The following is a 12,521-nucleotide window of genomic DNA, read 5'->3' as shown; positions in this document are numbered from 1 at the left end:
CGAGGGGCTCAGGCGTTCCTGAGTTCCACCAGCGGTGCGATCGCCAGGACGGGCTCGGCAGTCCTCGCGGTCCTGATCAGGCTTCCTGACGGCTCGTCCCGGCACGCACCCGAAACGCGAAGACGGGGAAAATGATCAACAGTAACACCATGGTGGACACAGCCGGTTCGTTCATTGCCGGGGGAGCGCTGTGCTTTGACGAGAGGCCGCCGGTCCCGGGGGACCCACTGGCCATTCACGACCTCACCCCACGGGAGCGGCAGGTGCTCCTGCTGCTGGGCCGGGCGGCGACCAACCGGGAGATCGGCCGCCGGCTCGGGATAGCCGAGAGAACCGTGAAGTCCCATCTGACCAGCATCATGGGCAAGGTGGAGGTGAACACCAGGACCGAGGCCGCGCTGTTCTCGTACGCCCATCACCAGGTTCTGGTCCGGGACGCCGCCGGCCGGGTCTCCCCCTGACACACCGCTGTGGGCCCGTCCCGGGGCGGGCCCACAGCGCGCGTCGTCCGGTGCCGCCCGTACGGCCGGGGGGCGCCGCCGTACCGCCGCCGTCCGTCGTGGAACACCGGAACACCGCCGTACCGCCGTATCACCGGCGTCCGTCGCGGAACACCGGCGTACCGCCGTGATTACCCCGGCTCTGCCGGGGTACGCCGTACCGCCGGGGCACCACCGCCGCACCACCCCGCTCCTGGCCGCTGCCCCCGCCGCCACCGCTGCCACGGGCGGCGCCCGCGCGCCTGCGACCTTCGGGTGATGCCCGAAGGTCCCATTGCGGGCTCCGGGACGGCTGGAGATGATCAACCCGCGCGGCCGTTCCAGGGCCGCGGCACATCACCGGATCCGGGACCCGGGACCGGTGTGCCCGTTCTCAGCGGGGATCTCTCAAGCGTCAGCAGCACCCTGGGGGGTGTGGCTCCGGTGTGCCCACGGGGGGCGGGGGGGGGGTCTGCGCGGGAAGATCACGAGGAGTTCATCATGGCGATCACCATCGCTTCCCGTCTGTTCAGCGGTGCGGCGGCCACCGCCGCCGCCGGTGTGCTGGTCCTCTCGGGGAGCCCGGCGCACGCCACCAGCTCCTCGCAGAGCTGGAACATCAACGGCGGTTACAAGGCCACGATCAACGCCTGGCACTGCGGTGTGTACACCAAGGCGTGCGACTGGAAGACGTCCACCAAGCTCTACAAGGGCAAGTCGAGCGCGAAGGCGACGTGGATCCAGTCCCGCGCCGTCATCAAGTCGCACGGCATCAGCGCCTCGCTGGAGATCTCCAGGAACCCCAGCATCAAGATCTACTCGAAGACCAAGGACCAGGCCGAGTACCGCTGGAAGAACAACAACACCTGGATCTCGGACGCGTCCGGCCAGGTCAAGCCCGGCTGGAGCGCCACCCACATCTCGACGAAGAGCTGTGGCTCCCTGAAGATCGGCAAGAACATCAACTTCAAGGAGAAGTGCGTCACCGCCGGCGCCTTCTGACGTTCCTTCCTCCTGCGAAGGCTGTGAAGGCGTAGGAGCCACCGCCCGGCACGGGCTCCCCGTGGTTCCCCGTGTGCCCCCGCCGTCGGGTGGGGGCACACGCGTCTGACGTGCCGCCCGCCGTACCGAATCTGGTCATGCCACTCCCATGAAGAATTCCCTTGCCCGGGTCGCCGCCGCCCTCGTGTGCGCGGCGTTCGCCGTCTCCTGCACCGCACCGCCGGAGGCGCCGGGCTCGCGCGCGCCCGGCCCGAAGGCGTTGTCGGCGGACCCGTACGAGCCACTGATCAGCCGGCAGAACGGGCTGTTCTACCACCCGTTCCTGCGGGCGCAGCCCACCTCCGCCCAGGACCAGTCCTTCGCGCTGCGCACCCTGCGCGAGGGAGGGGCCCGGCCGAAGGTGGCGCTCTCCGCCGCCCTGACGCACGAGGTGCGCGAGGACGCCCTCGCGGTGTCGGGGGTGTGGGGGAGGTACTGGCTGATCGCGTTCCGGGACGCCGGGGTCCGGTCCGCCCTGACCGGCGCCGACGCGGACGCCGTCGAGCGGCTCCACCGCCCGGGAGGCTGGTACACGGATCCCGCGCTGGGGGACGAGCCCTCGCAGCGGCTGAGCGCCACCTGGGCGGCGCTGGAGGTGCTGGCCGCCACGGGGCGGCTGACCGGCCTCCCGCCGGAGCGACGGCGGGCGACGGCGGGCTGGCTCGGGTCACAGGTGAAGAGCACCACGGGCCTGGAGGAGGCCGGTGCGATCGCGCGGTCACTGAAGCTGCTGGGGGAGCGCGTACCGGATCGGCTGGCGGCCCTGAAGGCGCCCACGATGCGGGACTTCGGCTCCCTGACCCCGGAACAGCGGGCCCAGCGACTGCTCGACACCTACGGCTATGTGCTGGTGGCCGAGTCGGCGGGCGTCCCGGTCGAGGTGGACCGCGCGGCGTGGCAGAAGGCACTCACCGACAACACCGACAACACTGATGACACCGGCAACACCGGCAACACTGCCGACACCGCCGGTTCCGAAAAGGCGGACACCGCCAGCACCGGCAGCGCGGACAACGCCGGCGGCCTGGAGTACGACCAGCTCTACTACCTGGCCCGGGTGTTGCGGTCCGGGGGCGCGGGCGGCGGGGTGCTGCGGCCGGTCGTGCGGCGGCTGGAGGGCAACCGGCTCGCGGACGGCACGGTCACCGATCCGTCGTCATACGTGGGCACCGGTGACGCCTCGCTCTTCGTCCAGCTCCTCCGGGAGCTCGCCGGGACCCCGGTACGGGACGCCCGGCTGGCGCGCGCCGTGCGCGAGGCGGCGGCCTCCGACGACGGCCCCGAGGATCCGGCGGGCCGGATCACCCGCGCCGCGCTGCTGCGTTCGGCGGCCGGCGAGCCCACCCCGGCGGAGGTGCGCGAGCTGTGCGCGGACGGTTCGGTGGTGCCGTCCACGGTGACCATGGCCAACGCGGTGGAGTGGCAGCGCATGGCGCTGACCTGCGCGCAGGCCGGCGCCGAGACCGGGGTGCCGAAGGTGACGGCCTGGCCGGTGCGGACCCGGCCCGGAATCGCGGCGGCGGCCGCGCTGGTGGACGGACTGACATCGCGGGGCACCGGGAAGGTGCCGTCCTGGGTGGACACGGCGTCCCTGCGGCGGGCCGCGATCGCTCCGGAGGCCGGGACACCGCTGTACGAGCGGGCTCTCGCGGCTCATGCGTATCTGCGGGCGGGCGGGAAGGCGGACGCCGCCCTTCTGTCGGCACTTCGCGGGGCACTGACCGGCCTGCGCGGCTGTCCGGGACTGCCCGACCTGTACCAGGTCGGCGCGGGGGACCGGGGCTGCGATCTCAAGACCACCTGGGCCGTACGACGGCTGGACGGCCAACTGGGCGGCCGGCTCCTCCACCGCACGGACGGCACACCCACATCCCCGGAAGGCGGAAACCAACGGTGAGCGCACTACTCGAAGCCCGGGGGGTGTCCAAGGCGTACCCCTTTCGGGGGCGCTCCGTCGACATCCTGTCCGGGGTCGACTTCTCCGCCCGCGCCGGGCAACTGACAGCGATCGTCGGGCACTCGGGTACGGGCAAGTCGACACTGCTGCACATCCTCGGGCTGCTGACCACACCGGATCTGGGGGGTGTGGTGGTCGACGGCACGGACACCGCCGGGCTGGGCGACGGCCGGCTGGCCGATCTGCGCCGCGAGAAGCTGGGCTTCGTCTTCCAGTCGTACAACCTGCTGCCGCAGCACTCCGCGCTGCGCAACACCCTCATCCCGTCCGTACGGCGCGGAAAGGAGGCTCAGGACCGGGCCCGGCTGCTGCTGGAGCGGGTCGGCCTGGGCGAGCGGGTGGACCACCGGCCGGCGCAGCTCTCGGGCGGTGAGCAGCAACGCGTCGCCCTGGCGCGTGCCCTGGTCAACGACCCGCCGGTGATCCTGGCCGACGAGCCCACCGGCAACCTGGACGGCGAGAGCGAGCGACGGTTGCTGGCCCTGCTGCTCGAACTGGCCCGGGAGGGACGGGCGGTGGTGGTCGTCACCCACAACCCGGCGGTCTCCGAGGCCGCCGACCGGGTCTACCGCATCGCCGACGGCCGCATGCAGGGCCCGGACGAGCAGCGGGCCGAAGGCCCGGACGAGCGACGGGCAGCGGGCCCGGACGAGCAGCGGGCGGCCGGCCCGCGGCTCCGGAAGGAGGACTCGCGGTGAGTCTGTGGTCTCTCGCCCTGGCCAATGTGTGGTCGCTGCGGCGGCGCCTGGTCGGGCTGATCGTGCTGGTGTCGGCTGCCGTGGCGGTGTGTCTGGGGGCGTTCGCCATCACCGGCCAGGCCCAGTCCGTGACGACGAACGATGTCCGGGAGAGCACCGCCAACCGCTCTCTCACCATCGACCGCCCGGAGGAGGGTTCGGGCAATCCGCTGCTGACCGCGCGGTCGGTGAAGGAACTCGGACGGCTGCCGCGCGTCGAGTCCGTGCAGTACCGGTTGCAGGCCTCGTTCGGCCTGGTCACCGCGGACGGCAACGGCCCGCTGCTGTATGCCACCACCTACCGGTCCGCGCTGCCGCCGCCGGTCGTGAAGTCGGTGCGGAAGGATCTCTTCCCGCTGCGCGAGGGCGAGGTGGTGTTGCCGTCCCGCTCGCAGGGTTTCGACCTGGGCGCCTACCTGGGCGAGAAGGTCACCGCGACGACCACCCGGTTCGTCCGGGAGGGCGAGGGCACCGGGGTGGACGAGCCGGTGACGGTGGCCGGGATCTACGACGCGACCTGGCAGCTCGACAACCCGGACGCCGCCTACGCGGCCGACGCCACGGTGGTCAAGTGGGCGGCGGCCCGTAGCGGACAGCCGGCCAAGAACTACCTGGACACCGTCGGGTACGACCAGCTGACCGTGGTGGCGCAGCGGGAATCCGATGTCCCGGAGCTGTTGCGGCAGGTCCAGGACCGCCACTACACCGCCACGACGCTCCGCCAGGTCCTGCACGCCCTGCCGGGCATCCTGGAGCTGATCCGGGTGGCGGGCCAGGCGCTGCTGGCCGTGCTGGGTGTCCTCGCCTTCGTCGGCACCGTCACCGTCACCGGGGCCCTGGCCCGGCAGCGCGCGCAGGAGGTCGGCGTGCTGAAGGCGGTGGGCTTCCGGACCCGGTTCGTGCTGGGCCTGCTGGTCGCGGAGATGAGCCTGGTCGCGGCGGTGGCCGCGGTGCTGGGCGTGGTGCTCGGAGTGGGGCTGGCGGGTGCGGGCGCGGCGGGGCTGCGGACGCTGCCCGAGGTCAGGCCCTACGTGGAGCAGGCGCTTCCGCTTCCGTCCGTGAGCGTGCTGGTCTCGCTGGCCGCGGCGACCGTCGTGGTGGTCGCCGCCGGAGCGCTCGCACCCGCCCGCCGCGCCGCGCGCATGTCTCCGACGCAAGCCATGAAGGACTGGTGACCCCCGGATGACCTCCCGCACGACCCCCGCGCACCCCGCCCGTGGCCGCACCCGTATCCGCCGCGCCGCCGCCTTCCTCGCCGCGGCCGGCCTCACGACGGCGCTGACGTCCGGCTGCTCCACCCCGGACGGGGGCGGCGTCACCTTGGGGAAGAACTGGGCGGGGGTGCGGTCCTTCGTCGTCGTGGACATCGCCGGTACCGAGGCCGTCGCCGGCGTCGACCCGGTCACGCGCACGGCGGAGCCCCTGGCCCTGGTGCCCCGGCACGCGGACGACGACGAGGTGCTCGCCCCGCAGCTCACCCGCCTCGCGGACGGGCACTGGGTGCTCGCCGTCGCCCGCGATGGCGGCAAGCCGGACCGCCTCTACCGGCTGGACGAGAAGTCCCACCGGCTCGTCGAGCAGGGCGACCACGAGGCGCTGTACGCGATCCTCCCCGGCCGCACCCTGATCGCGGACGCGAAGGGCCTGGACGGCGCCGGGCCGGGGGCCGGGGCGGGCACCGAGGTGCTGGTGAAGGACCCGAAGGACTGGCGGGTCACACGAAAGGTCCAGGTCCCCGGCCCGCTCGCGTACGCCGCCTCGGATCCGGCGTCGGACACCGTCTGCCTCCTGACCGGATCGGGCCGGAACACGACGGTGCACTCCCTGGAACTGCGCACCGGGAAGCTGACGAGCCGTCCGGGCGCCGCCGGGACGGACGTCCAGGGACTCGCCTGCCCCGGGGGATCCCCGGTGACGGCCGGGGTGGCGGCCACCGGCCCCGGCGGCGGGAAGCCCGGAGCCGCCGCCGTCACGGTCGCCGTCACGGCCGCCGGGACGGCCGTCACCGCGAGCACCGGCCGCGTCGACGACGTCCAGGCCGGGGGCGGCGGCACCACGGCGGTGGCGGTCGCGGCCGGCGAGCGGACCGAGATCGTCGAGGTGAACACCCGTACCGGCGAGGAACTCCGCCGGGTGCGCCTCGACCACCCCGGCACCCTGCGCGCCCTGCGTCCCACGGACACCGGCTGGCTGGCCTACACCCAGGACGCCGTCTCGGTGGTGGACCGCGCGGGCACGGTGCGGACGTTCGCCCTCCCGGGGAGCTATGTCGCCGGGTGACGTCACCGGCGACGGCGAGGCCCGCACCCCGTCCCCGGGGTGCGGGCCCGACTCCGGGGCACCGGGGGGTCAGTTCCCGGCGCCACAGCCCTTCGAGGTGGCCTTGATGTCCTTCACGGCCGGTGCGAGGGCCGAGAGAACGGCCGAGGCGTCGGCGTCCTTGCTGCGGAACCGCACCTGGACGGCGGGGTTGCGGCCCTGGGTGGCGAACATCTTCGCGGTGCGGTCGTCGGCCGGCTTCTGCGCGGCCCAGTCGACACCGCCCTCGGTGCGGCAGTCGTCACCGGCCTTGGGCTCGGGCATGCCGCAGTACAGGATGATGTCGCCCTCCTCTCCCCAGGCGACGGCGCCGGCCACCCCCGACTCCTCCTTGCGGTGCCCGCCCAACTCGTCAGGTACCTTGCCGGTCAGCGTGCCGCATGCCGGATTACCTCCGAACGGAGGCTTGGTGAGGTTGTAGCCCTCGCTGCTGCCGCACCCGGCGAGAAAGGCTGAGCAGGCGGTCAGCGCGACAACGGCGCGCAGCGGCCTGTGCACGTGCTTGGTCAACTTGTTACCTAATGTGGGTGATTGTTCGGTCAACACAAGAACCTACCGCGCGACTGCCCCACCTCACGACAAAGGCCCGGATCACCGACCCGGGCCCGCCCGAAGAGCACTCGGCGCGTACCGAACGCGCGTACCGTCCCGCCTGCCGTGTGCTCAGTCCTCCTCGTCCCGGCGGGAGAGAGCCTGCGAGATCAGACGAGTGGCGTAGTTGTTGTCCTCGGTGAGGCGGTTGATGTGGTCCGCGAGCAGGAAGGCGGTGGCTTCCAGGGGAGTCATCTCGTGCTCGGTCCAGTAGCCGTACTGCTTGCGCCACAGGCTGGGACTCAGATCGGTGCCCGCGGCGATGACCAGACCGACCATGGTGGGGATGGCCTCGGGACGGACACTCCTGGGCATCATGCGCATCGTGGCCACGAGGTTGGGCACCACGCACTCGATGACATCCTTGTCGTGGTCCTCGTAGGCCATCCGCAGCCAGCGCATGAACATGTAGATGAGCGTGCACGCGCCGTCCAGCACCTCGTCGACTTCCTCCGGGCCGAGCGAATCGGTGAACTGCTCGATCAGCGCTTCCTGTTCGGGGTCGGTCTCGGTCTTGCCGTCGTAGATGGCCGAGAGCCGGGAGTCGATCATCATGAGCGCTGCTCCCACATTGCCGGCGGGAGCGTGCGCGGGGTCACAGGGCGATGACACGGGTTCCTCCTCCTTGCTCATGTGACCGCGGCGGGCAGCGCGGCGTGTCCGTACAGTAGACCGCCGGTAAGCCCGGAGTCCGGCGATGCCCACTACCGCTCACGGCTGTTCAGTTTTTCCCCAAAACCGCCCACATGCCGCAGCCAAACCCCCAGAAACCTCTCAGGGGATCACCGAACAGTCCCCGTCTGATCACCCGACAAGCCCCGGCACTGACCGACCACACCCCCGCGACGAGGAAGCCGGTACAGATCGAGCGGCCGGCGGCCGGGCGGAGGTGCCGGACGGTGATCACCACCGGCAGATCGACGCGCCGGGCGACGCGGACGTGCCGGGTGACGCGGACACTCCGGGTGACGCGGACGCGCCGGGCGAGGGGCATCGGCGGGTCCTGCGGCTGGGGCACGGAATCCACATCGCGCACTACCGCGCTCTGCCGTGCCCGGCCACCGGACGTCCCCGACGGTGGCGCGCGGATGCGGTCACACTGCCGCTGACTGCCCCTGGCCGACTGCGGTCGGCGCCCGGGTCAGGAAGGTGAGGCCGGAGATGTCCCGGCCCTGGATCACCGGGCCGTTCCGGGTGCCGCCGCTGATGCTGTTGTGCACCTCGCCGCCCGCGTCGGCCCGGGCACGCTGCCACCATGCGTCGAGCCCGGCGCGGAACTCCCCGTCCAGGGCGGCCCGGACGCCCAGGGCCGTGGCCGGCGCCTGGGCGCGAGCCGGGTCGGCGGCCCGAGCTTCCAGCGCGGTGAGCTCCGGCTCGCCGGAACTGATCCGGAGCGATTCGTCTCCGTCCGGCCCGTGTCCCGCCCCCCGCCGGAACGGGCGCCGCACCAGCGCGGTGAGTTCTTGCCAGGTCTGGCGCCCGGCCTCACTGCCGAGGCCGCCGGCCAGTGCCGCGAGCGCCGCCGCGGTGATCGGGTCCATGCTGCGACTCCCTCGATTCCCACGATCGATTTCCTCGATCGGTGTCGGATCGATCCACTCCAGGTCCGCCGCACCGGGCGAGTGGAGTGGTTCCGCCGGATCCCCGAGTCGCGATCGTTCTGCGGCGGGTCATGGCGTCGACGTACTGGAAGGCCCGGGAGCCTGCCCCCGCTCGTGATCGAGTCGCGGGCTCGCGAAACACCCATGGGCATGAAGGCCCTGTCACGGCTCACCTCTGGTTGTCCGTGGCCAGTTTCAGGTAGCGGTGGTAGGCATCGCGGCTGTCCGAGACGAACTTCCAGCTCGTCATCGCGTCCCTCAGTTCGGCACCGGACAGCCAGGCGTGCCAAGCCACTTCGGTCGCCTGCGGAGCTATCTGACCCTGATCCACGGTGGCTTCGTACACCGCGAACCAGTACGGGCTCAGCTCGCCCCGGCACAGGAATGTGAACAGGGGGCGAACGGGTGCCCGGACCCCCATCTCCTCGTGGAGTTCACGGGCGGCGGCCTCCGCGTACGACTCTCCCGCCGCCACCGCACCGGCCACCAGCCAGCTGTACTCGCCCGGGAAGCGCGAGCTGTTCTCGGGCCGACGGTGCACGAGATAGCGACCCGCCTCGTCGCGGCACAGCACCATGGACATGCGGTACAGCCATCCGGCCGCCACCGCCTCGTTTCGGTCCACCACGCCGATGACCCTGTCGCGCTCGTCGACACGATCCACTAGTTCACCCATAGTGTCGATACTTCATCATCGGTTCCGCCCGGTGCCAGCGGCCCGCGCGACAGCAACGGGGGATTCGGCCGCGGCGCCACGGCGGCGCCCGAATCGACGACGGTCGTTTCTCGTCTCGCCGAAGTCGGCGCCCCGTCGCGGGGTCCTGCGGGAGGCCTGAGCAAGCCTGAGCAAAAAGAAGAGCCCCGGTCATCGACCAGGGCCTTCATCAAAGAGCGGGTGACGAGAATCGAACTCGCGCTCTGAGCTTGGGAAGCTCATGTTCTACCATTAAACTACACCCGCGCGGCAACATTCCGGGCACCCTGTGAGAGGGGCGTCCGAGCGGTGTCGCGTCGTCGCTCACTGTACCTCATCCGGAGCTGGGCGGGTGGACGGAGTGCCGCCTGGAGTGGGGTGCGGGGACCCCCTAGGGTGGCGGTCTGGACCGCGCTCCGATTGCTTCTGATGGGGTAAAGACTCGATGCACTCCGCGAACCGCACCCTCGTCCGCTGTGCCGAAGGCCATGTCTTCGGTGTCGCCGCGTTCCCGATGCGACAGCTCGGAGCGGGACGGATCGGGCCCGGTCGGCTGGTGCGGTGTCCGCGGTGCGCACGGCTGCGGCAGGCGGTGCCGGTGGAGATGCGGCAGCGGTAGCTGCGTATTCTCGGAGGGTGCTTCTCTCAGACAAGGACATCCGGGCCGAGATCGACGCGGGCCGGGTGCGGATCGATCCGTACGACGAGTCCATGGTGCAGCCTTCGAGCATCGACGTGCGGCTCGACCGCTACTTCAGGGTGTTCGAGAACCACCGCTATCCGCACATCGACCCCGCCGTGGAGCAGGCCGATCTGACGCGGAAGGTGGAGCCGGAGGGCGACGAGGCGTTCATCCTGCACCCGGGCGAATTCGTGCTGGCCTCGACGTACGAGGTCGTGACCCTGCCGGACGACATCGCCTCCCGGCTGGAGGGCAAGAGCTCCCTCGGGCGCCTGGGGCTGGTGACGCACTCGACGGCCGGGTTCATCGACCCGGGCTTCTCCGGGCACGTCACGCTGGAGCTGTCGAACCTCGCCACGCTGCCGATCAAGCTCTGGCCGGGCATGAAGATCGGGCAGCTGTGCATGTTCCGGCTCAGCTCGCCGGCCGAGTACCCGTACGGCAGCGAGCGGTACGGATCCCGCTACCAGGGGCAGCGCGGGCCGACCGCCTCGCGGTCCTTCCAGAACTTCCATCGGACACAGGTGTGAGCATGACCGACGTACGCGAGAACCTGACCTACGAGGGCTTCGGGCGGGCGGTCCGCGAGCTCGCCCAGACCATCGCGGACGACGGCTACGAGCCCGACATCGTCCTCTCCATCGCACGGGGCGGCGTCTTCGTCGCGGGCGGCCTGGCGTACGCGCTGGACTGCAAGAACATTCACCTGGTAAATGTTGAATTTTATACCGGGGTCGGGACCACGCTGGAGATGCCGGTCATGCTGGCGCCGGTGCCGAACGCGATCGACTTCTCCGACAAGAAGGTCCTGATCGCGGACGACGTGGCGGACACCGGCAAGACGCTGAAGCTCGTCCATGACTTCTGCCTCGGCACGGTGGCCGAGGTGCGCAGCGCGGTGATCTACGAGAAGCCGCAGTCGCTGGTGAAGTGCGAGTACGTCTGGAAGCGCACCGACGACTGGATCAACTTCCCGTGGAGCGTGGAGAAGCCCGTCGTCCGCCGGAGCGGACAGGTCCTGGACGCGTGAGGGCGTAGGCCGGACGGCCGGAGACAGAGAGAAAGGGGCCCCGGGGCCCCTTTCTCGTGTCCGGACGCCTCGTGTTCCGGTCCCGGGTTCCGGGCGGGCCCGGAGTGGCCGGGCCCGGTGCGGGCGGGTCAGGGTCAGGGTCAGAGCGTGCCGAGCTTGATGAGGGAGAGCAGGGCCACCAGCTGGATGGCCGAGGCGCCCAGGGCCTTGGGCCAGGGGAGGTCGTGCGACTTGCTGACCATCGAGGTGAAGAGCGCGCCCGCCGCCAGCCAGGAGAGCCAGCCGATGATCTGGACCAGGCTGTTCTCGCCGCCGAGGAAGAGGGCGAAGACCAGCCGGGGCGCGTCGGTCAGGGACATGATCAGCATCGACAGGCCGACCGTGGGCTGCCAGGAACCGTCGCCGCCGAGCTGGCGGGCCAGGGTGTGGGTCACCGCGCCGAGGATCAGTCCGCCGATGACGAACATCACGCCGGTCAGCAGGACGTACGGGACCGCCGCGGCGAGCGTGGCGTTGATCGCCTCCTCCCGCGCCTGGTCGAAGCCGAAGAGGGCCAGCAGGCCGTAGAGGAAGGTGACGATCAGCGCGGGGCCCCACACCGGGTAGTCCCGCATCTGCCAGAACGTCGGGCCCGGGCGCATCACGATGCCGCTGAGCAGCTGCTTCCAGGGCAGCCGCGGGCCGGTCTGGACGGGCGCGGCGCCGGCCTGGTAGGTCGCGCCCGCGCCGTACGGGTCCTCGTTCACGCTGAACGCCTGGGTGTGGCCCGGGTTGTTGGCCGCGTAGGGGTCCTGGGCCGGGTGGGGCTGCGGGGAGTGGTACGGGTCACCGAAGTACTCCGGCTCGCCGTGCGCCTGGTGCCCGTGGCCCTGCCGGCCCTGGCCCTGGTGCCCGTGCTCCGGGGGCCCGTACGGCGGACGGCCCTGGGGCCACTGCTGCCGCGGGTGCTGCTGCGGGGCCCCGTACTGCTGCGGGGCGCCGCCGTACGGGGGCGGTGGTGCCGCCTCGCCGTACGGCGCCTGCCGCGCCTGCTGCGGGTGTTGTTGCGGGGTGCGGTTGTCCCGGCCGCGTCCGATCCTGAATCCAGCCACGCACTCGAACGTACCTGCTCCGGCGCGGTCCGGCTGCCGGGCCGCCGGACGGAAGGGGCCTTTGCGGCCGACCTGTGACATCCCCTAAGGGGACGAACGGCACCGGGGGCGGAGGCGACGGCGGGCCGCCGGTCCCGAGGCGTCCGTCCTGAGGGGGACGGCACCGGCCCGGCGGCCCCGTACTGACGGCCCGGCGGGCGGTACCCGGCGAGTTGTGTCCGGAGAGCGGCGCCGGGCGCGGACTACCGGCTGGGTTCGGGCTCCGGTTCCGGCTCCGCGTCCGCGGTGGGTTCGGCCGG

Annotated in this window: 14 protein-coding genes and 1 tRNA gene; 9 read left to right on the top strand and 6 right to left on the bottom strand. The window is 71.6% G+C overall.

Annotation, left to right across the window (positions count from 1 at the left end; all coding sequences use genetic code 11):
* Positions 1–131 precede the first annotated feature (131 nt).
* The 6 genes from NX801_RS04925 (at position 132) to NX801_RS04895 (ending at position 6,494) form a co-directional block, all read left to right on the top strand.
* Entirely contained in the window at positions 132–461 is a 330-nt protein-coding gene (locus NX801_RS04925; RefSeq protein WP_258785692.1) for a response regulator transcription factor, read from the top strand.
* Positions 462–980: 519 nt separating this feature from the next.
* Positions 981–1,481, top strand: a complete 501-nt coding sequence (locus NX801_RS04920; protein WP_258785691.1) for a hypothetical protein — start codon at positions 981–983, stop codon at positions 1,479–1,481.
* A 148-nt stretch (positions 1,482–1,629) separates the two neighbouring features.
* Complete coding sequence (locus NX801_RS04915; RefSeq protein WP_258785690.1) at positions 1,630–3,417, top strand: hypothetical protein; 1,788 nt, start codon at positions 1,630–1,632, stop codon at positions 3,415–3,417.
* Entirely contained in the window at positions 3,414–4,175 is a 762-nt protein-coding gene (locus tag NX801_RS04910; RefSeq protein WP_258785689.1) for an ABC transporter ATP-binding protein, read from the top strand. The genes NX801_RS04915 and NX801_RS04910 overlap by 4 nt, the downstream gene beginning before the upstream one ends.
* Positions 4,172–5,389 (top strand): ABC transporter permease, encoded by a 1,218-nt coding sequence (locus tag NX801_RS30690; protein WP_309505783.1) that lies wholly within the window; start codon positions 4,172–4,174, stop codon positions 5,387–5,389. Before NX801_RS04910 ends, NX801_RS30690 begins: the two co-directional genes overlap by 4 nt.
* 7 nt (positions 5,390–5,396) lie before the next feature.
* Positions 5,397–6,494: a hypothetical protein gene (locus NX801_RS04895; protein ID WP_258785688.1), complete on the top strand. Its 1,098-nt coding sequence runs from the start codon at positions 5,397–5,399 to the stop codon at positions 6,492–6,494.
* A 69-nt stretch (positions 6,495–6,563) separates the two neighbouring features.
* On the opposite strand, the gene NX801_RS04890 is transcribed toward NX801_RS04895, so the two are convergent.
* From NX801_RS04890 to NX801_RS04870, 5 genes are all read right to left on the bottom strand, one after another.
* Positions 6,564–7,043 (bottom strand): DUF3515 domain-containing protein, encoded by a 480-nt coding sequence (locus NX801_RS04890; RefSeq protein ID WP_258785687.1) that lies wholly within the window; start codon positions 7,041–7,043, stop codon positions 6,564–6,566.
* Between the two features lie 153 nt (positions 7,044–7,196).
* Positions 7,197–7,736, bottom strand: coding sequence for a hypothetical protein (locus tag NX801_RS04885; RefSeq protein WP_258785686.1), 540 nt, complete (start codon positions 7,734–7,736; stop codon positions 7,197–7,199).
* Between the two features lie 482 nt (positions 7,737–8,218).
* Positions 8,219–8,665 carry a hypothetical protein gene (locus tag NX801_RS04880; protein ID WP_258785685.1) on the bottom strand — a complete coding sequence of 149 codons (447 nt, stop codon included), beginning with the start codon at positions 8,663–8,665 and terminating at the stop codon, positions 8,219–8,221.
* A 229-nt stretch (positions 8,666–8,894) separates the two neighbouring features.
* Positions 8,895–9,401, bottom strand: a complete 507-nt coding sequence (locus tag NX801_RS04875; RefSeq protein WP_258785683.1) for an NUDIX hydrolase — start codon at positions 9,399–9,401, stop codon at positions 8,895–8,897.
* A gap of 214 nt (positions 9,402–9,615) precedes the next feature.
* Positions 9,616–9,686, bottom strand: a tRNA-Gly gene (locus NX801_RS04870).
* A gap of 178 nt (positions 9,687–9,864) precedes the next feature.
* Between NX801_RS04870 and NX801_RS04865 the strand changes: the two genes are divergently transcribed.
* Genes NX801_RS04865 through NX801_RS04855 form a run of 3 tightly spaced genes read left to right on the top strand, consistent with a single transcriptional unit; the run spans position 9,865 to position 11,131 of the window.
* Positions 9,865–10,038: a hypothetical protein gene (locus NX801_RS04865; protein ID WP_258785682.1), complete on the top strand. Its 174-nt coding sequence runs from the start codon at positions 9,865–9,867 to the stop codon at positions 10,036–10,038.
* Between the two features lie 17 nt (positions 10,039–10,055).
* Entirely contained in the window at positions 10,056–10,631 is a 576-nt protein-coding gene (dcd, locus tag NX801_RS04860) for a dCTP deaminase (RefSeq protein ID WP_258785680.1), read from the top strand.
* Positions 10,632–10,633: 2 nt separating this feature from the next.
* Positions 10,634–11,131, top strand: coding sequence for a phosphoribosyltransferase (locus NX801_RS04855; RefSeq protein ID WP_258785679.1), 498 nt, complete (start codon positions 10,634–10,636; stop codon positions 11,129–11,131).
* A 140-nt stretch (positions 11,132–11,271) separates the two neighbouring features.
* Here the strand turns inward: NX801_RS04855 and NX801_RS04850 are convergent, their stop codons facing one another.
* Positions 11,272–12,222 carry a Yip1 family protein gene (locus tag NX801_RS04850; RefSeq protein WP_258785678.1) on the bottom strand — a complete coding sequence of 317 codons (951 nt, stop codon included), beginning with the start codon at positions 12,220–12,222 and terminating at the stop codon, positions 11,272–11,274.
* Between the last annotated feature and the right edge of the window lie 299 nt (positions 12,223–12,521).

The sequence above is a fragment of the Streptomyces pyxinae genome (assembly GCF_024756275.1).
Taxonomy (GTDB): Bacteria; Actinomycetota; Actinomycetes; order Streptomycetales; family Streptomycetaceae; genus Streptomyces; species Streptomyces pyxinae.
The sequence above is the reverse complement of the archived record's forward strand: the minus strand, read 5'-3'. Positions and strand labels throughout refer to the sequence as shown.

Bases quoted from the DNA above. Each gene is read 5' to 3' on its own strand.
- NX801_RS04925 (WP_258785692.1), top strand. From the start codon at position 132: ATGATCAACAGTAACACCATGGTGGACACAGCCGGTTCGTTCATTGCC.
- NX801_RS04920 (WP_258785691.1), top strand. From the start codon at position 981: ATGGCGATCACCATCGCTTCCCGTCTGTTCAGCGGTGCGGCGGCCACC.
- NX801_RS04915 (WP_258785690.1), top strand. From the start codon at position 1,630: ATGAAGAATTCCCTTGCCCGGGTCGCCGCCGCCCTCGTGTGCGCGGCG.
- NX801_RS04895 (WP_258785688.1), top strand. From the start codon at position 5,397: ATGACCTCCCGCACGACCCCCGCGCACCCCGCCCGTGGCCGCACCCGT.
- NX801_RS04880 (WP_258785685.1), bottom strand. From the start codon at position 8,665: ATGGACCCGATCACCGCGGCGGCGCTCGCGGCACTGGCCGGCGGCCTC.
- NX801_RS04875 (WP_258785683.1), bottom strand. From the start codon at position 9,401: ATGGGTGAACTAGTGGATCGTGTCGACGAGCGCGACAGGGTCATCGGC.
- NX801_RS04865 (WP_258785682.1), top strand. From the start codon at position 9,865: ATGCACTCCGCGAACCGCACCCTCGTCCGCTGTGCCGAAGGCCATGTC.
- NX801_RS04855 (WP_258785679.1), top strand. From the start codon at position 10,634: ATGACCGACGTACGCGAGAACCTGACCTACGAGGGCTTCGGGCGGGCG.